The sequence below is a fragment of the Pseudomonas sp. C9D1 genome, assembly GCF_056491235.1.
Genome location: NZ_JBSZIE010000002.1, coordinates 2,312,625 through 2,329,240, shown reverse-complemented (window position 1 = coordinate 2,329,240; position 16,616 = coordinate 2,312,625). Strand labels below are relative to the sequence as shown.

At 67.2% G+C, this 16,616-nt stretch carries 17 protein-coding genes and 1 pseudogene; 12 read left to right on the top strand and 6 right to left on the bottom strand.

Annotated elements, in window-relative coordinates; all coding sequences use genetic code 11:
* Positions 1-76: 76 nt before the first annotated feature.
* Positions 77-647: pseudogene (locus ACXI0U_RS18965) on the bottom strand (antibiotic biosynthesis monooxygenase).
* A 284-nt stretch (positions 648-931) separates the two neighbouring features.
* On the opposite strand from ACXI0U_RS18965, the gene ACXI0U_RS18960 reads away from it, so the two are divergent.
* On the top strand, positions 932-1,882 hold the full coding sequence (locus ACXI0U_RS18960; RefSeq protein ID WP_043239916.1) for a MerR family transcriptional regulator: 951 nt from the start codon (positions 932-934) through the stop codon (positions 1,880-1,882).
* 194 nt (positions 1,883-2,076) lie between these two features.
* Here ACXI0U_RS18960 and ACXI0U_RS18955 read toward each other — a convergent pair whose 3' ends face one another.
* Positions 2,077-2,520 carry a PAS sensor domain-containing protein gene (locus tag ACXI0U_RS18955; protein WP_021217027.1) on the bottom strand — a complete coding sequence of 148 codons (444 nt, stop codon included), beginning with the start codon at positions 2,518-2,520 and terminating at the stop codon, positions 2,077-2,079.
* A 102-nt stretch (positions 2,521-2,622) separates the two neighbouring features.
* On the opposite strand from ACXI0U_RS18955, the gene ACXI0U_RS18950 reads away from it, so the two are divergent.
* Positions 2,623-3,075, top strand: a complete 453-nt coding sequence (locus ACXI0U_RS18950; protein WP_021217026.1) for a flavodoxin — start codon at positions 2,623-2,625, stop codon at positions 3,073-3,075.
* 22 nt (positions 3,076-3,097) lie between these two features.
* On the opposite strand, the gene ACXI0U_RS18945 is transcribed toward ACXI0U_RS18950, so the two are convergent.
* Positions 3,098-3,988, bottom strand: coding sequence for a LysR substrate-binding domain-containing protein (locus ACXI0U_RS18945; RefSeq protein ID WP_479550684.1), 891 nt, complete (start codon positions 3,986-3,988; stop codon positions 3,098-3,100).
* Between the two features lie 98 nt (positions 3,989-4,086).
* On the opposite strand from ACXI0U_RS18945, the gene ACXI0U_RS18940 reads away from it, so the two are divergent.
* The 8 genes from ACXI0U_RS18940 to ACXI0U_RS18905 all read left to right on the top strand — a co-directional run bounded on the left by ACXI0U_RS18940 (position 4,087) and on the right by ACXI0U_RS18905 (position 9,779).
* Positions 4,087-4,467: a CidA/LrgA family protein gene (locus tag ACXI0U_RS18940; protein ID WP_021217024.1), complete on the top strand. Its 381-nt coding sequence runs from the start codon at positions 4,087-4,089 to the stop codon at positions 4,465-4,467.
* Complete coding sequence (locus ACXI0U_RS18935) at positions 4,457-5,143, top strand: LrgB family protein (protein WP_271658968.1); 687 nt, start codon at positions 4,457-4,459, stop codon at positions 5,141-5,143. The genes ACXI0U_RS18940 and ACXI0U_RS18935 overlap by 11 nt, the downstream gene beginning before the upstream one ends.
* Positions 5,144-5,244: 101 nt before the next feature.
* A complete protein-coding gene (locus ACXI0U_RS18930; protein WP_031286918.1) occupies positions 5,245-6,027 on the top strand; it encodes a class II aldolase/adducin family protein in 783 nt (260 codons plus the stop codon).
* On the top strand, positions 6,027-6,911 hold the full coding sequence (locus ACXI0U_RS18925; RefSeq protein WP_021217021.1) for an alpha/beta fold hydrolase: 885 nt from the start codon (positions 6,027-6,029) through the stop codon (positions 6,909-6,911). The genes ACXI0U_RS18930 and ACXI0U_RS18925 overlap by 1 nt, the downstream gene beginning before the upstream one ends.
* Positions 6,908-7,438, top strand: coding sequence for a DUF1569 domain-containing protein (locus ACXI0U_RS18920; RefSeq protein WP_184487430.1), 531 nt, complete (start codon positions 6,908-6,910; stop codon positions 7,436-7,438). The genes ACXI0U_RS18925 and ACXI0U_RS18920 overlap by 4 nt, the downstream gene beginning before the upstream one ends.
* Positions 7,439-7,573: 135 nt before the next feature.
* A complete protein-coding gene (locus ACXI0U_RS18915) occupies positions 7,574-7,825 on the top strand; it encodes a hypothetical protein (RefSeq protein ID WP_021217019.1) in 252 nt (83 codons plus the stop codon).
* Between the two features lie 149 nt (positions 7,826-7,974).
* Positions 7,975-8,886 carry an SDR family oxidoreductase gene (locus ACXI0U_RS18910; protein WP_021217018.1) on the top strand — a complete coding sequence of 304 codons (912 nt, stop codon included), beginning with the start codon at positions 7,975-7,977 and terminating at the stop codon, positions 8,884-8,886.
* Positions 8,887-9,008: 122 nt separating this feature from the next.
* Entirely contained in the window at positions 9,009-9,779 is a 771-nt protein-coding gene (locus ACXI0U_RS18905; RefSeq protein WP_479550683.1) for a crotonase/enoyl-CoA hydratase family protein, read from the top strand.
* A gap of 629 nt (positions 9,780-10,408) precedes the next feature.
* Here ACXI0U_RS18905 and ACXI0U_RS18900 read toward each other — a convergent pair.
* The 3 genes from ACXI0U_RS18900 to ACXI0U_RS18890 all read right to left on the bottom strand — a co-directional run bounded on the left by ACXI0U_RS18900 (position 10,409) and on the right by ACXI0U_RS18890 (position 13,046).
* Positions 10,409-10,753, bottom strand: a complete 345-nt coding sequence (locus ACXI0U_RS18900; protein ID WP_021222016.1) for a cupin domain-containing protein — start codon at positions 10,751-10,753, stop codon at positions 10,409-10,411.
* A 56-nt stretch (positions 10,754-10,809) separates the two neighbouring features.
* A complete protein-coding gene (locus tag ACXI0U_RS18895; protein ID WP_479550682.1) occupies positions 10,810-12,216 on the bottom strand; it encodes an NAD(P)/FAD-dependent oxidoreductase in 1,407 nt (468 codons plus the stop codon).
* Positions 12,217-12,314: 98 nt separating this feature from the next.
* The gene (locus ACXI0U_RS18890; RefSeq protein ID WP_031288746.1) at positions 12,315-13,046 is read right to left on the bottom strand and encodes an AraC family transcriptional regulator; all 732 of its coding nucleotides are present in this window, start codon (positions 13,044-13,046) and stop codon (positions 12,315-12,317) included.
* A 293-nt stretch (positions 13,047-13,339) separates the two neighbouring features.
* On the opposite strand from ACXI0U_RS18890, the gene ACXI0U_RS18885 reads away from it, so the two are divergent.
* On the top strand, positions 13,340-15,133 hold the full coding sequence (locus ACXI0U_RS18885) for a DUF1302 domain-containing protein (protein ID WP_479550681.1): 1,794 nt from the start codon (positions 13,340-13,342) through the stop codon (positions 15,131-15,133).
* 19 nt (positions 15,134-15,152) lie between these two features.
* Positions 15,153-16,520, top strand: coding sequence for a DUF1329 domain-containing protein (locus ACXI0U_RS18880; RefSeq protein ID WP_374978885.1), 1,368 nt, complete (start codon positions 15,153-15,155; stop codon positions 16,518-16,520).
* The last annotated feature ends 96 nt before the right edge of the window (positions 16,521-16,616 follow it).

Here is a 16,616-nt window from a genome sequence, read left to right as displayed (position 1 = left end):
ATTTATGTGGGGTTATAGAAGAGCTGAGCGCTTTTCTTGGTTGTACAGGTGTGGCGCCTGTACAACCTTTGTGACGTTATCGCGAGGGAGCGGTGGCGCCTGGGCGGCGGGTGCGGGAGGCTGGTGCGTTGAGCCAGAAGGCCAGCAGGCGGGTGGACAACGGGATGAACCAGTAGGTCATCAGCGGCGTCAGCGCCAGGGTGCTGATCAGGACGCGCACCACCAGCGGCAGGTCGGTCAGCCAGGGACCGAAAGCACAGGTTGAAACCCAGCGACACCGGGAAGAACGCCAGCCAGATGGCCACGCTCTGCTTCCAGCGTGGCGGGCGGCGATCGGCACTGCCGAACCACGCGTCCAGGCCCAGGGCGCGGTGTTCATGGGGCTGCTCGAAGAGGCCGGTGCCGCGCTCCAGCCAGGCGCGGCGCGAAGCGGAGTGCTCCCAGGCCGACAGGGTCGACTCGTCGGCAAAGCGGAAGATCATCTGGAATTCGTCGTCTTCAGGAGGCGGCGCGAGCACGCCGGAGCCGAGGTAGCCGGGGAAGTCGGCAGCCAGTTGCTCGCCTTCGCGCAGCCAGGCCATGAAAGCGGAGTAGCGCTCGCGGGAAACGCGGCGCGCCACCATGAGGGTGACGGGATCGGCAGACATCGTGTATCTCCACTGAACGGGCACCCGGCCGGGTAGGCGGGGCGCGAAACGCAGCCCGGGGTGATGGGCTGCGTATTCGAAGAGGCAAGGATTATTCCGGATTCGCGAAAAATCGCCAGGGGTACGTCTCCTTGCGGGGTGCAGGCAGACAGCCGGTCGCTGGCGTCGCGCGGGGCGGCATGCGCTGCACCGGGCTGGTGCAGCCCGCCCGTCAGAGATGCATTCGAGCGCGAGGCCCGTGCTGGGTTAAACTCAGGCGCATCGTCCATCCACCGCAGCCGATCATGATCGAACCCGCCGCCGCCCCTCAGGCCGATATCGCCATGCAGCAGGAAGAACTGTTCCCCATCCGCGAGGTTTCCCGCCTCACTGGCGTCAACCCGGTCACCCTGCGTGCGTGGGAGCGGCGCTATGGCCTGATCAAGCCGACCCGCACCGACAGCGGCCATCGTCTCTATTCCTTCGCCGACATCGAGGCGGTGCGCAACATCCTCGCCTGGATGGATCGCGGCGTGGCGGTGAGCAAGGTGGGCACCATCCTGGCCCGCAGCGCCCAGGCCAAGGCACCGGCGGTGCCGGCCTACCAGGGCGTGGCGAGCGCCGAGTGGGTCGAACTCCAGGCGCAGCTGCGCCGGGTCCTGGCGAGCTTCGATGAAGCGGGCGTGGAGCGCCTCTACGGCCAGGTGTTCTCCACCTACCCGGTCCCGGTGGCGTTCCAGGATGTCCTGATGCCGGTGTGGCGCGACCTGCTGCTGCGCCAGGACGAATACGGGGCGGCCAGCGAATGGGCCTTCCTCGACGCCTTCCTGCGCGCGCGGGTGCTGCAGCGCCTGCAATTGGCGCGCAATCTCGCGGGTGACCGTGTGCTGCTGGCCCCCATTCCCGGCGAATGCCGTGAGCTGGAGCTGCTGGTGGCCGGCCTGCTGATGGGCAGCGATGAGGTGGCAGTCAGCGTCCTGGGGCTCGAGCAACCCCTCCAGGAGCTGGCGCTGGTCTGCGAGAAGATGCGGCCCCAGGCGCTGGTGCTGTTCTCCAACCACCCGCCGCAGGACGATGCGGCCAGCCGCCTGTCACGTCTCGCCCTGACCCTCGATTGCCCCCTGGCCCTGGCCGGTGAGGCGGCGGACCTCCTGGGAGACAGCCTCGATGGCTCGCCCGTCGCCTGCCTGGGCAGCGACGGTCGCTCGATGCAGCGGCGTCTGGCGCAGTTCCTTGCGGGGCACCTGGACACCTGATTTGGATGCGTGTTTAAAAATTGTCGATGCGATTCCTGTACAAAACAATTTTATGTACAAGAATTGGCTGTGAGCCTTCCAACTGCGCAACCGGCCGCCAACGCGTCCCCCTCCTTGTTCCTCTTCGGCCGCCGGTCTTTTATTCCCACAAGACGCCCCGCCTCGCGCGGGGCGTCTCGTTCCGGCTCGGCAGCTCAGCCCTTGGCCGCCAGCTCCGCCTTCAAGGCCGCCACTTCCGCCTCCAGTTCGCGGACACGCTGCCGTGCCTCGATCTCGGGCGTGACGTTCTTCTGGATGCCGATGAAATAGGTCAGCTGGTCACCCTCGTTGAACACCGGGGTGATGGACAGCTCGTTCCAGAAGGGGCTGCCGTCCTTGCGGTAGTTGCGCACGATCTGCCGGCACGGTTCGCCCTTGCGAATCGCCTGGCGGATGGCGGCGAGGGCGACCTGGTCGCGGTCCTCGCCCTGCAGGAAACGGCAGTCCTGGTAGAGGATGTCGTCGCGGGCGTAGCCGGTGAGTTGCTCGAAGGCGCGGTTGGCGTAGATGAGGATGTTGTCCTCGCCCTCCTGCTCGGCGACGACAATGCCGTCGTTGGACGCGTCGATCACCAGTTGCAGCAGCTTGGCGTTGATCATGTAGGGGCTCTCGGTTCGGTGGCTCCGAGATTCTAAGACATCGGCCCAGGCTTTCCACTTGCGGCATAATGCGCGCCGTTTGCCAACGTTTCAGGAGTTGTCATGAAAGTCGCCATTCTCTCCGGGTCGGTCTATGGCACCGCCGAAGAAGTAGCCCGCCATGCCGAGCGCCTGCTCAAGGCCGCCGGTTTCGAGGCCTGGCACAAGGCCCACATGGGGCTCGACGAGCTCAAGGCCTTCGCCCCGGACGCCTTCCTCACCGTGACCTCGACCACCGGTATGGGCGAGCTGCCGGACAACCTGCTGCCGCTGTACCACAGCATCCGCGACCAGCTCCCCGACTGGCGCGGTCGCCCCGGTGCCGTGCTGGCCCTGGGTGACTCCAGCTATGACGTGTTCTGCGGCGGCGGCGAGCAGGTGCGCGAGCTCTATGCCGAGCTGGGCATCCGCGAAGTGGTGGACATGTTGCGGGTGGATTCCAGCGAAACCGTGACCCCCGAGGTCGACGCCGAGCCCTGGATCGCCGAGCTCATCCAGGCCCTGCGCAGCGCCTGACCTTCCCCGACACGCGGCCCGGTCAGTCCCGGGCCAGCGGTCCCTTCTCCCGCAGCAGCGCCAGCCAGGCCTGCGCCGCATTCGACAGATAACCCCCGCGGCGCCAGACGAAGGCGATGTCCCAGCGCAGGTCCGGTTCGCGCAACGGCAGCCGGACGATGCCCGGGCGCTCCAGGTGCCGGGCGACGATGCGCGGCAGCAGCACCACGCCCTGGCCGGCCGCCACCAGCGCCGCGAGGAAATCCGCCTGGCCGCTGCGCCCGGCTTCCCGTGGGCTGAAGCCGGCCTGCTTGCACGCCTGCAGCAGGCGGTCGTTGAGGGTGAAGCTCTGCTGGTAGAGCAGGAAGGCCGAGTCGGCGAGCTGGGCCAGGGCCAGGCTCGGCTGGTCGTGCAGCGGGTGGTCGGCCGGCAGCAGCACATCCAGCGGTTCGTTGCAGAACGGTTGGTGGTCGAAGGCCGGGTCGCTGGGAGTCAGACCGCCGCTGAGCTCCAGCTCGCCCTGGAGGATCGCCTGCTCCAGCAATTTGCTGCCGCCCTCGGCCAGGTGCACGTTGATGTTCGGGTAGCGCCGGCGGTATTCGCTGAACAGCTCGGCGAAGAGCACTTCGCCCCCCAGCAACGGCAGCCCTAGGCGCAGCTCGCCGCGCTGCAGCTGGCTGAGGTCGTGCAGCTCGCTCTGCAGGTCCTGGCGCAGGCGCAGCATCTCCTCGGCGCGGCGCAGCACCAGGGCGCCGGCTTCGGTGAGGCGCAGGTGCGGGCCGTTGCGCTCCAGCAGTTGCACGGCCAGGCGCTGTTCGAGCTGGGCCACCTGCTTGCTGATGGTCGACTGGGTGGCATGCAGGGCGCGCCCGGCCTGGGTGAAGCCGCCCTGGCGGACGACTTCGACGAAGCTGCGGAGCTGGTTGAATTCCATCGCTGTATTCCAATATCGAATGGCTGCAAGTCGAACAATTCGCTTTTGGGATGATAGGCGTGGTTCTAAGCTGGTGGCCAGTTCCGGAGTCACCCGCCATGCCCCGTCTCATGCACCTTTCCCGCCTCTGCCTGCAACTCGCCGTGCTCATCGGCCTGTACCTGCTCGGCTGCCAGATCGCCGCCTGGCTGGCCTGGCCGATTCCGGGCGGGGTGATTGGCCTCGGCCTGCTGCTCGCCGCCTTCGCCAGCGGTCGGGTGCAGCCGGGCGCCCTGCAACTGGGGGCCGGCCTGCTGATGGCGGAGATGCTGCTGTTCTTCATTCCTGCGCTGATGAGCCTGCTGGACTACGGCGCCCTGTTGCGCAGCGAGGGCTGGCGCATCCTCCTGGTGATCGGCGCCAGCACGCTGCTGGTGATGCTCGCCACCGCGCTGACCGTCGAATTCGTCTGCCGCTGGAGCGATGGCCGTGAACATTGAACCCATGTCCTGGTTCTGGCTGGCGCTGACCCTGGGCGGCTACCTGCTCAGCCGCTGGCTGTACCGGCGCAGCGGGCGCTACCTGCTGTCGCCGCTGATCCTGGTGCCGGCGCTGCTTCTGGCCGTGGCGGTGCCGCTGCACACCGGCTACGCCGAATACTCCGGCGCCACCCACTGGCTGATGCTCTTGCTCGGCCCGGCCACCGTGGCCTTCGCCGTGCCCATCTGGCAGCAGCGCGCCTTGCTGGCGCGGCATTGGCCGGCGCTGTCGCTGGGCATGCTCATGGGCAGCACGGTGGCCATCGCCAGTTCCTGGTGGCTGGCCCATGCGCTGTCCTTGGAAACCTCGGTGAGCTTGTCGCTGGTGCCGCGCTCGATCACCACGCCCTTCGCCATGCCGCTGGCCCAGGGGCTGGGTGGCGTGCCGGAGCTCACGGCGGTGTTCGTGATGATCACCGGCGTCTTCGGCGCCCTGGCCGGCAGCCTGCTGATCCGCTGGCTGCCCCTGCGCAGCACCCTGGCGCGGGGCGCGCTGTTGGGCGTTGGCGCCCATGGCGCGGGGGTCAGCCGGGCCCAGGAAGTGGGCCGCGAGGAAGGCACCGTGGCCGGCCTGGTGATGGTGCTGATGGGTCTGCTCAACCTCTTCGCCGCGCCCCTGGTGGCCGTCCTGTTGTGACTCCTGCGGTCATTCGGATGGCTGCCAAGGCGACTATCGGATCGCCACGCCCTCGCTAGACTCCTGGGTCATCGCACACAACAAGAACCGAGGTGATCACCGTGACCGCTGCCCAATCCCTGCACCCGAACGCCGTCAAGAACCAGGTTTCCGCCGCCGAGTGGCAGACCCGCGTCGACCTCGCCGCCTGCTACCGGCTCATCGCCCTGTACGGCTGGGACGACCTGATCTTCACCCACATCTCCGCCAAGGTGCCCGGCACCGAAGACTTCCTCATCAACCCCTACGGGCTGATGTTCCACGAGATCACCGCCTCCAGCCTGGTGAAGGTGGACCACTCCGGCAAGAAGCTGATGGACAGCCCCTACGACATCAACCCGGCCGGCTACACCATCCACAGCGCCGTGCACGAGGTGCGCCACGACGCCAACTGCGTGCTGCACATCCACACCGCCGCCGGCATCGCCGTGTCGGCACAGAAGCAGGGCCTGCTGCCGCTGTCCCAGCAGTCGCTGTTCGTGCTCGCCAGCCTGGCCTACCACCAGTACGAAGGCGTGGCGCTGAACCACGAGGAGAAGGCCCGCCTGCAGGCCGACCTGGGCAATGCCAACTTCCTGATCCTGCCCAACCACGGCCTGCTCACCGCCTTCGGCAGCATCGCCGACGCCTTCCTCGGCATGTTCACCCTGCAGCGCGCCTGCGAGATCCAGGTGATGGCCCAGAGCGGCGGCGCCGAACTTATCCACATCCCGCAGCAGATCCTCGACGGCGCCCGGGCGATGATCGCCGGCGTGATGAAGACCTCCCAGGGCATGGGCGGCTCGCTGCCCTGGCCGGCGCTGCTGCGCAAGCTCGACCTGCAGAACCCGGGATACGCCGACTGATGGCCCTGGCGGGCATTCCCCTGGGCGACTGGCGCGCCCAGGGCCGCGACCTGCTGTTCCATCGCCACCGCATCCGTTACTGGGAAGCCGGGCAGGGCGAGCCGCTGCTGCTGATCCACGGCTTCCCCACGGCCTCCTGGGACTGGCACTACATCTGGGGCCCGCTGGCCGAGCGCTACCGGGTGATCGCCTGCGACATGCTCGGTTTCGGCGATTCCGACAAGCCCCGTGGCCACGACTACCGGCTGCTGGAACAGGCCGACCTGCAACTGGCGCTGCTGCGTCACCTGGGCATTGCGGGGCCGGTGCACCTGCTGGCCCACGACTACGGCGACAGCGTCGCCCAGGAGCTGGTGGCGCGGCACCACGAAGGGCGCTGTGCCCTGGGCAGCTGCGTGTTCCTCAATGGTGGTTTGTTCCCCGAGACGCACCGCCCGGTGCTGGTGCAGAAGCTGTTGCTCAGCCCGCTGGGGCCGCTGATCGGCCGGGGCTTTTCCCGCGCCAAGCTGGGGGCGAACTTCGGCAAGGTGTTCGGCCCCGCGACCCAGCCCAGCGAGGCGGAGCTGGACGACTTCTGGAGCCTGATCGCCCAGCAGCAAGGGCCGCGCGTGATGCACCGGTTGATTCGTTACATCCCCGAGCGCCGCGAGCAGCGCGACCGCTGGGTGGCCGCCATGCAGAAGGGTGGGCTGCCGTTGCGGGTGATCGACGGCGCGGTGGACCCGATCTCCGGGGCGCACATGGTGGCGCGCTACCGCGAGCTGATCCCGCAGCCGGACACGGTGCTGCTGGACGGCATCGGCCACTACCCGCAAACCGAGGCGCCCGAGGCGGTGCTGGAGCATTACCTGGCCTTCCGCCAGGCCCTGGAGGCACGTTCGTGAACCGTCGGCAGCTACTGAAATTCACTGCCCTCGCCGGTGTGGCCGGCGCCGGGGCGGGCTTCTGGGCGCTGCCCCGTGGCCCGAGGCCCGGCACCACGGACCTCGCCGACGCCCAGCGGGTATTGGCGGGCCTGGTCGACAAGGTGCTGGTGAGCACCCGTGGCTGGAGCCCGGCCGAAGTGTTCAACCACTGTGCCCAGAGCATCGAGTACTCCATGAGCGGTTACCCCGAGCTCAAGCCGGCCTGGTTCCGAGGCAGCGTCGGGCCTGTGGCCTTTGGCCTGTTCACGGCGCGCGGGGCCATGCGCCACCCGCTGGATGAAGCCATCCCCGGTGCCCGGCCCCTGGATGCGCCCGCGTCCCAGGCCGAAGCGCTGGGCCGCCTGCAACTGGCCTTCGCCGACTTCGCCGCCTACCAGGGCGAGCTCAAGGCGCATTTCGCCTACGGCGCGCTAAGCCATGAGGACTACGCCCGGGCCCATGTCATGCACTTGTACGACCACCTGAGCCTGATCCACCTGGCCTAAGGCCACGCCCAGTATCCGAGCCATCCGTCAGCGCCTGTCGAACCGCCCTGGCAGCCGCTGACGGGGCGGGGCCTTAGCATCGCGACTCCACTCAATGACGCAGCGCCGGGCTCGCCCCGGCGCCTGGAGATCGCGATGCTGTACAAGTTGCTGGTGTTCCTCCACCCCTTCATCCATGGCGTGGGGCGGCCCTTGGCGCTGCTCCTGCTGCTCGCCAGCATCGGCCTGGTGTTCTATGGCTGCTATGCCGAAAGCAGCCCGCGCATCTGGTGGTCGGCGGCCGGTTCCTTCTTCGCCTGCCTGGCGCTGACGCTGCTTTGCACCTTTCATAACTGGTGGCTGTTCAAGCTGCGGCCACGGGGCAGCATCTTCATGCCCTTCGAGTAGCGGCGCGGGTCGCTGACGGGGCGGTTTTCAGCGGCCCGCTATCCCCTGGCGTTATCGGCCACCATTCATGCCCGCCGCCTTTCCTTGTGGGGCGGGGCCGGGCTGCAGGAAACTCGGCCGATACCAAAAACTGCCCTGGAGTCCATTGCATGAGCGAGTCGATCCGTTTCGAAGACAAAGTGGTCATAGTCACCGGCGCCGGTGGCGGCCTGGGTCGTGCCCATGCGCTGTTGTTCGCCAAGCACGGCGCCAAGGTGGTGGTGAACGACCTGGGCGGCAGCACCCACGGTGAAGGCGCCAACGCCTCGGCTGCCGACCGCGTGGTGGCCGAGATCCGCGAAGCCGGCGGCACCGCCGTGGCCAACCATGATTCGGTCACCGACGGCGACAAGATCGTGCAGACCGCCCTCGACACCTTCGGCCGTATCGATGTGGTGGTGAACAACGCCGGCATCCTGCGCGACAAGACCTTCCACAAGATGGAAGACGCCGACTGGGAGCTGGTCTACAAGGTCCACGTCGAAGGCGCCTACAAGGTGACCCGCGCCGCCTGGCCGCACCTGCGCGAGCAAGGCTTCGGCCGGGTGATCTTCACCTCGTCCACTTCCGGCATCTACGGCAACTTCGGCCAGTCCAACTACGGCATGGCCAAGCTCGGCCTCTACGGCCTGACCCGCACCCTGGCCATCGAAGGCCGCAAGAACAACATCTTCGTCAACGCCATCGCCCCCACCGGCGGCACCCGCATGACCGAAGGCCTGATTCCGCCGCAAGTGTTCGAGCAGCTCAAGCCCGAGCTGGTCAGCCCGCTGGTGGTCTACCTCGGCAGCGAGCAGTGCCAGGAAACCTCCGGCCTGTTCGAAGTGGGCGGCGGCTGGATCGGCAAAGTGCGCTGGGAGCGCAGCCTGGGCGCCGGCTTCGACCCGCGCGAAGGCTTCAGCGTCGAGGACGTGGCCGCCAGCTGGAAGCAGATCTGCGACTTCGAAGGCGCCGCCCACCCGGCGGACAACGTCGAAGCGCTGAAGGAAATGATGGCCAACCTGCAGAAATACGTGGGCTGATCCCGCCAGACTCCTTGGGAGTTCCGCCAGTGGGCTGAACATCTCCCCGGGGACGCACTATGTTGAAGGCCGGCAATCTTGCCGGCCTTTTTCATGCCCGCGTTTCAACCCGAGGAGTCCCGATGAGCATCCGAGTCGAGAAGAACGGCCCCGTCACCACCCTGATCATCGACCGTCCGCAGGTGCGCAATGCCGTCGACCGGCCCACCGCTGAGGCGCTGGCCGACGCCCTGCGCGTCTTCGAGGCCGATGACGCGGCGCGTGTGGCGGTGCTTACCGGCGCGGGCGGTACCTTCTGTGCCGGGGCGGACCTGGCGGCGGTGGCCGAGGATGGCGAGCGGCGCAACCGCCTGGAGGTGGACGGCGACGGGCCCATGGGGCCGAGCCGCATGCAGCTGGCCAAGCCGCTGATCGCCGCCATCGAAGGCTATGCCGTGGCCGGCGGCCTGGAACTGGCGCTGCTGGCGGATATGCGGGTGATGGCCGAGGACGCCGTGTGCGGGGTGTTCTGCCGGCGCTTCGGCGTGCCGCTGATCGACGGCGGCACCGTGCGCCTGCCGCGCATCGTCGGCCAGGGTCGGGCGCTGGACCTGATCCTCACCGGCCGCCCGGTGCAGGCCGAGGAAGCACTGGCCATGGGCCTGGCCAACCGCGTGGTGCCATCCGGTACGGCACGCGAGGCGGCGGAGCGGCTGGCCCTGCAGATCGCCGCCTTCCCGCAACGCTGCATGCTCGCCGACCGTGCCAGCGCCTACGCCCAATGGCAGCTGCCGTTCGACGCGGCCATCGCCAACGAATTCGAAGGCGGGCTCGAGGTTATCCACAGCGGCGAAACCCGCACCGGTGCCCAGGCCTTCAGCGGCGGCAAGGGGCGCCACGGGCAGTTTTCCTGACGACGGGCCAGGGGCGCGAACCCATCCGCCGAACCCCGTCAGTGGAAATTCATTGGCTCTGTCTGCGTTAGCTGTTGTGGTTTTAATGCAAGCGCTCAAGCTCGGCCCTTTCCGGGCGGCCAAGGGTTCGTACCACCTCCACCGCATGGGTTTCGCTTCGCTCTACACCATCCTACGAAAGCCTGTGCGCACCACGTGGCAATGCGCTGGATGAAGAAAGTTGGAGCAGCCGCCAACGCCCCTCCAGGAGGCCGAACGCAGTCGTTGCGCCGGGGGACGAGCGGCATGGATGCCGCGAGAGGCGCGCCAGGCCATGGATGGCCCATCGCGCCGGCCCCCAGAGCGGCGATGGAGTGAGGGAACCCGACGCAGTCGGGCCGGATGATGGGGCAAGCCCTTTTGGTTCCTTTTGAGGCGATTGTCAAAAGGGACTCGCCCGGGTGGGCGAAACCAGAAACATCATCAGATCTCGGCAATCAGCTGGACTCAAATCCTCTAGCAACACTTAATGCAGACAGAGCCAACTCATTCGCGAATGGGCAGGCTCGGTGCGTCGGGTTGCACCCGACCTACGGCGTATGGCTCATTCGCCCAGGAGCGCGCCGCGCTCCCAGGCTGTACCGCCAGAGTCAGCGGCTGATAATCACGTAGGTCTTGCGCAGGGTTTCCTTCACATCCCAGATGCCCAGGCTGTTGGCGGGGAGCAGCAGGGCGTCGCCGGCCTTGATCTCGATGGGCTCGCCGCCGTCCGGGGTGAAGGTGCAGCTGCCGTGGGTGAAGTGGCAGAATTCCTGCTCGACGATCTGCCGGCGGAACTTGCCGGGGCTGCATTCCCAGACGCCGGTTTCCACACCGTCGGTGCGTTCCACCGAGTGCACGCGGGTGTGCGGCACGGGCTCGCCCACCGGGACGGGCACCGGGGCCGGTTCGGAGAGTGGCAGGTCGTGGGTGTTCTTCAGCAGGGTGGCTTTCATGCAAGGGCTTCCAGTCGAGTTGTGGTTTGGGGTCGCGTGAGCGGGCGTCGCCCGGCTCAGCGCATCAGGCTTTCCATGAACCCGGCCAGGCGGCTGGCCAGGGCGCGGCGCCAGGGGGCGCTCTGAGGGTTGGCCAGCACCCGGTCCTCGTGGACGAAGCTGCGGATGATGGCGTTGTAGCCGAGCCAGCGGCAGGGCTCCGGCTCCCAGGCGGAGAGCCGGTTCAGCGGCCCGTCGCCCAGCACCCAGGGCTGGCGGGTGAGCAGGGTCTCGCGGCCGAGGATCAGGTCGGCCAGGGTGCGGCCGCCGAGGTTGGTGGCGCCCACGCCTTCACCGCCGTAGCCGCCGGAGAGGGCGATGCCGCTGGCACGGTCCACCAGCATGTGCGGCTGGAAGCGCCGCGCCATGCCCAGGTTGCCGCCCCAGCTGTGGGTCAGGCGCACGTTGCGCAGCATCGGGAACAGCTCGCCGAACAGGTAGCGGCGCAGGGCGATCTCGTCGTCGTCAAGCTGGAAGTTCTCCCGCAGCTTGCCGCCGAAGCGGTAGCCGCCGCGGGCACCGAACACCAGGCGGTTGTCGGCGGTGCGCTGGCCATAGGTGACCTGGCGGCTGTTCTCGCTGAAGGCCTGGCCCCGTTCCAGGCCGATCTCGGCCCAGGTGGACTCCGGCAGCGGCTCGCTGGCCACCAGCAGGCTCTGCACCGGCAGCTGGTAGCGGCCGAGCGGGGGCAGGGCGGCGGCGTAGCCTTCGATGGCGGGCACCACCCAGTGGGCCTTCACCTCGCCCTGCAGGGTGGTGATGCGGCCGGGCTGCCAATCGGTGACGCGGCTCTGTTCGAACAGCTGCACGCCCATGCGCTCGACAGCGCGGGCCAGGCCGCGCACCAGGCGCGCCGGCTGGATGGTGGCGCAGTGCGGCGTGAAGATTCCGCCCAGGGCGCCGGCCACGCGGATCTGCCGGCCCAGCTCCGGCGGGGTCAGCCAGCGGTAGTCGTCCTCGCCCAGGCCCTCGGCGTGCAGGTCGCGCAGTTGCTGGCGCAGGCGCACTTCCTGCTCGGGGTAGCGGGCCGCGCAATAGAGCACGCCGCCCTTGCGGTAGTCGCAGTCGATGCCTTCGCGCTGCAGCACCTCGGCCACTTCGTCGGGAATGCCGTGGAGCAGGTCCAGGGAGGCGCGGCGTTCGTCGCGGGAAAGCTTCGCCAGGGCGCGGTCTTCGCCCAGCAGGTTGCCCATCAGCCAGCCGCCGTTGCGCCCGCTGGCGCCGAAGCCGGCGATCTCGGCTTCGAGGATGGCGATGCGCAGTTGTGGTGCCTGGCGCTTGAGGTAGTAGGCGGTCCACAGGCCGGTGTAGCCGGCGCCGATGATGGCGACATCCACCTCCAGGCTGCCGCCCAGGGCGGGGCGCGGGGTGAGCGGCTCGTCGAGCTGGTCCATCCACAGGCTGATCGATTGCCAGGCCGGCATAGCGGGGCTCCCAGTTGGAAAGGTTCGGATGGCGGCAAGACTAGAAGCTGGCGCGGGCGCTGTCGTGTGTGCGTGCACGCCGGGACTCGGCGTGCCGCTCAGAGAGAGGCTTTTAGCTGCTTCAAGTAAGCCTTCGGCGACAACCCCGTGTGCTGGCGGAAGCAGCGATAGAAGGCCGAGAGGGAATTGAAGCCGGCGGCGAAGGCGAGTTCGTCGATGCGCGGCGAGGCGGGCCCTTGCTCCAGCTGCGCCAGCAGGTGGTCCAGGCGGGCCTGGTTGACGTACTGGTAGAAGCTCTGGCCGAGCATCTGGTTGAGCAGGTAGGAAATCTGGTTACGGGTGTAACCGGTGGCGGCGGCGACCTGGTGCAGGTCCAGCGCCGGATCGAGGTAGGGCTGGCTGTGCTGGAAGTAGTCCTCCAGGTCCCGCGCCAGCAGGCTCAGTTGCCGGGCCGAAAGCCCCAGGCGGCTGGCGGCGGGGCGTTGCAGGCGGTCGCCGGCCTCGCGCTTGCCCTGGATCAGCAGGGCGTATTCGTTGATGCGCCAGATCAGGCCGTCACGGACGGTAATGGCCTCGCTGGTACGAAAGGTACCGCTGTGGCCCAGGCGCAGGCTGTACTGGATGAACGCGGTATCGCCGTCCACGCGGATGCGGTCGCTGTGCTCCAGGTACTCGTCCGGCCCGCTGGGCATGGTGGCGCGCACGTAGTCGCCGAGCTCCGCACGGTGCAGGCAGCGGTTCTGGAAGTAGTCGTTGTATTCCACGTCCGGGTGGTAGAGCGCCAGCACCGCGTCGATATCGCGGGCCTTCCAGCTCAGGTGGTAACGCATCACCACTTCGCGGGTGGCGGCGGTGTTGTGGTCGGGCTCGGTCATGGTCGTTCGATAGTCGGCAAGTGGCTCAGGATGCCAAAGCCATGGCCCTGAGGGTAGGGGGAGGCGAAGGTTCCATCCATGCTCTCGATGGTGCGCCATAGCGCTGCCGGATAATGGCCCGGCAAGGAGTGTTCCAGAGCATGGATTCACTCTTTCGAGCTATAGGATGAATCCCTCCTTGGTGCGCTTATCGCCTGTGCGGGTGACTGGTTAGGGTGTGCTCCTCCTTCACCAACCAGGAAAGCCGCATGACAAAAACAACAATGCGCGCAGTTTTCCGGCCGCACGCGCTGGCCGCCGCCGTAGCCTTGGGATTTGCCACCCAGGCCCACGCCGTCAACTTCAACATCGGCGAGATCGAAGGGCAGTTCGACTCCTCGCTGTCGGTGGGTGCCAGCTGGTCCATGCGCGGCGCCGACCCGGATCTGGTCAGCACCGTTAATGGCGGTAAGGGCCAGTCGTCCACCGGTGACGATGGCCGCCTCAACTTCAAGAAGGGCGAAACCTTCTCGAAGATCTTCAAGGGCATCCACGACCTCGAACTCAAGTACGGCGACACCGGCGTGTTCGTCCGTGGCAAGTACTGGTACGACTTCGAACTGAAGGACGAGAGCCGCCAATTCAAGGACATTAGCGACCACAACCGCAAGGAAGGCTCCAAGTCCTCCGGCGCGCAGTTGCTGGACGCCTTCGTCTACCACAACTACAGCATCGCCGACCTGCCGGGTAACGTGCGCGTGGGCAAGCAGGTGGTGAGCTGGGGCGAAAGCACCTTCATCGGCAACAGCATCAACTCGATCAACCCGGTCGACGTCTCCGCCTTCCGCCGCCCCGGCGCGGAGATCAAGGAAGGCCTCATCCCGGTCAACATGTTCTACGTCTCCCAGACCCTGACCGACCAGCTCAGCGTCGAGGCCTTCTACCAGCTGGAATGGGACCAGACGGTCCTGGACAACTGCGGCACCTTCTTCGGTGGTGACGTGGCCTCCGATGGCTGCGAAACCGGCTACACCGTGGGCTCCCCGGCCATAGCGCCGCTGCAGCCTGTGGCGGCTGCCTTCGGCCAGGGCTTCGAGGTCACCTCCGAGGGTGTGATCCTGCCCCGTGGCGGCGACCGTGACGCCCGTGACAGCGGCCAATTCGGCACAGCCCTGCGCTGGCTGGGCGACGAAACCGAATACGCCGCCTACTTCATGAACTACCACAGCCGCACCCCGTTCGTGGGCACCAAGACGGCCAGCGCCGCGACCCTCGCCGCACTGCCCAGCATCATTTCCACCGCCAACGGCATCGTCCCTGGCTCCGGTGCAGGCCTGGCGCAGAGCACCATGCTCGGCAATGGCCAGTACTACCTGGAATACCCCGAGGACATCCAGCTCTACGGCCTGAGCTTCTCCACCACCCTGCCCACCGGCACGGCCTGGAGCGGCGAGATCAGCTACCGCCCGAACGCCCCGGTCCAGCTCAACACCAATGACGTGACCCTGGCCCTGGTCAACCCGATCGCCGGCGGCACCGCCTCGCCGATCGCCACTGCGCCGGGCGCCGACAACACCGGCTACAAGCGCAAGGAAATCACCCAGGTACAGACCACCCTGACCCACTTCATCGACCAGGTACTGGGCGCCGAGCGCCTGACCCTGGTGGGCGAAGTCGGCGTGGTGCACGTCGGTGGCCTGGAGAACGCCCGCGAGCTGCGCTACGGCCGTGACTCGGTGTATGGCGCCTACGGCTTCGGCGGCGACACCCATGGCTTCGTCACCAGCACCTCCTGGGGCTACCGCACCCGCGCCATCCTCGACTACAGCAACGTCATCGCCGGCATCAACCTGAAGCCGAACGTGGCCTGGTCCCATGACGTCGACGGCTACGGCCCCAACGGTCTGTTCAACGAGGGTGCCAAGGCGCTCAGCATCGGTGTCGATGCCGACTACCAGAACACCTACACCGCCAGCCTCAGCTACACGGACTTCTTCGGTGGCAAGTACAACACCCTGGTCGACCGCGATTTCCTTGCCGTCAGCTTCGGCATGAACTTCTGAGTGAACAGAGAACATGACTATGCGTAAGACGATCCTGCACAGCACCGCCCTGGTTCTCAGCCTGCTCGCCGCCAACGTGATGGCTGCCGTGTCCGCTGACGAAGCCGCCAAGCTCGGCACCACCCTCACCCCGCTGGGTGCGGAGAAGGCCGGCAACGCCGATGGCAGCATTCCCGAGTGGACCGGCGGCATCGGCAAGGACGCCGGCGCGGTGGACGCCAAGGGCTTCCTCGCCGACCCCTTCGCCAGCGAGAAACCGCTGTTCACCATCACCGCGGCCAACGTCGACCAGTACAAGGACAAGCTGTCCGACGGCCAGGTGGCGATGTTCAAGCGCTACCCCGAGACCTACAAGATCCCGGTGTACCCGACCCACCGCACCGTCGCCGTGCCTGCCGCGGTCAACGAGGCAGCGAAGAAAAGCGCCGTCACCGTACAGCCGATCAACGACGGCAACGGCCTGGCCAACTTCGCCGACAGCCGCTACTACGCCTTCCCGATTCCGAAGAACGGCGTGGAAGTGATCTGGAACCACGTCACCCGCTACCGTGGCGGCAACCTGCGTCGGATCATCACCCAGGCCACTCCCCAGGTGAACGGCTCCTACACGCCGATCCGCTTCGAGGAAGAAGTGGCCGTGCCCCAGGAGATGCCGGACCTGCCGGCAGGCAAGGGCGAGAACGTACTGCTGTTCTTCAAGCAGCAGGTGACCGCGCCCTCGCGCCTGGCGGGTAACGTCCTGCTGGTGCACGAAACCCTGGACCAGGTGAAGGAGCCGCGCCTGGCGTGGATCTACAACGCCGGCCAGCGCCGTGTGCGCCGTGCGCCCCAGGTCGCCTACGACGGCCCGGGTACCGCCTCCGACGGCCTGCGTACCTCCGACAACTTCGACATGTTCTCCGGCGCCCCGGATCGATACGACTGGAAGCTGGTGGGCAAGAAGGAGATGTACATCCCCTACAACAGCTACAAGCTGGACTCGCCCTCGCTCAAGTACGACGACGTGATCAAGGCCGGCCACATCAACCAGGACCTGACCCGTTACGAGCTGCACCGCGTCTGGGAAGTGGTCGCCACCGTGAAGAGCGGCGAGCGCCACATCTACGCCAAGCGCCACATGTACATAGACGAGGACAGCTGGCAGGTAGCCCTGGTGGACCATTACGACGGTCGCGGCCAACTGTGGCGCGTCGCCGAGGGCCACGCCCAGTTCTATTACAACCAGCAGGTTCCGGCCTACACCCTGGAAGCCCTGTACGACATCATCGCCGGCCGCTACCTGGCCCTGGGCATGAAGAACGAAGAGAAGCACAGCTTCGAGTTCGGCTTCGTCGGCAAGGCTGCGGACTACACCCCCGCCGCGCTGCGTAACGCCGGCGTCCGTTGATGTCCCACGCGCACAGGGACGTGCGCGCCCCCATCTTGTGATTGCGACGCTCCCACATTCGAGGCGGCCATTGGCCGCCTTTTTTATGGGCTTGGA

Coding starts and splice junctions, on each gene's coding strand:
- ACXI0U_RS18960 (WP_043239916.1), top strand. CDS start 932: ATGATCGAACCCGCCGCCGCCCCTCAGGCCGATATCGCCATGCAGCAG.
- ACXI0U_RS18955 (WP_021217027.1), bottom strand. CDS start 2,520: ATGATCAACGCCAAGCTGCTGCAACTGGTGATCGACGCGTCCAACGAC.
- ACXI0U_RS18950 (WP_021217026.1), top strand. CDS start 2,623: ATGAAAGTCGCCATTCTCTCCGGGTCGGTCTATGGCACCGCCGAAGAA.
- ACXI0U_RS18945 (WP_479550684.1), bottom strand. CDS start 3,988: ATGGAATTCAACCAGCTCCGCAGCTTCGTCGAAGTCGTCCGCCAGGGC.
- ACXI0U_RS18940 (WP_021217024.1), top strand. CDS start 4,087: ATGCCCCGTCTCATGCACCTTTCCCGCCTCTGCCTGCAACTCGCCGTG.
- ACXI0U_RS18925 (WP_021217021.1), top strand. CDS start 6,027: ATGGCCCTGGCGGGCATTCCCCTGGGCGACTGGCGCGCCCAGGGCCGC.
- ACXI0U_RS18915 (WP_021217019.1), top strand. CDS start 7,574: ATGCTGTACAAGTTGCTGGTGTTCCTCCACCCCTTCATCCATGGCGTG.
- ACXI0U_RS18910 (WP_021217018.1), top strand. CDS start 7,975: ATGAGCGAGTCGATCCGTTTCGAAGACAAAGTGGTCATAGTCACCGGC.
- ACXI0U_RS18905 (WP_479550683.1), top strand. CDS start 9,009: ATGAGCATCCGAGTCGAGAAGAACGGCCCCGTCACCACCCTGATCATC.
- ACXI0U_RS18900 (WP_021222016.1), bottom strand. CDS start 10,753: ATGAAAGCCACCCTGCTGAAGAACACCCACGACCTGCCACTCTCCGAA.
- ACXI0U_RS18895 (WP_479550682.1), bottom strand. CDS start 12,216: ATGCCGGCCTGGCAATCGATCAGCCTGTGGATGGACCAGCTCGACGAG.
- ACXI0U_RS18890 (WP_031288746.1), bottom strand. CDS start 13,046: ATGCGTTACCACCTGAGCTGGAAGGCCCGCGATATCGACGCGGTGCTG.
- ACXI0U_RS18885 (WP_479550681.1), top strand. CDS start 13,340: ATGACAAAAACAACAATGCGCGCAGTTTTCCGGCCGCACGCGCTGGCC.
- ACXI0U_RS18880 (WP_374978885.1), top strand. CDS start 15,153: ATGCGTAAGACGATCCTGCACAGCACCGCCCTGGTTCTCAGCCTGCTC.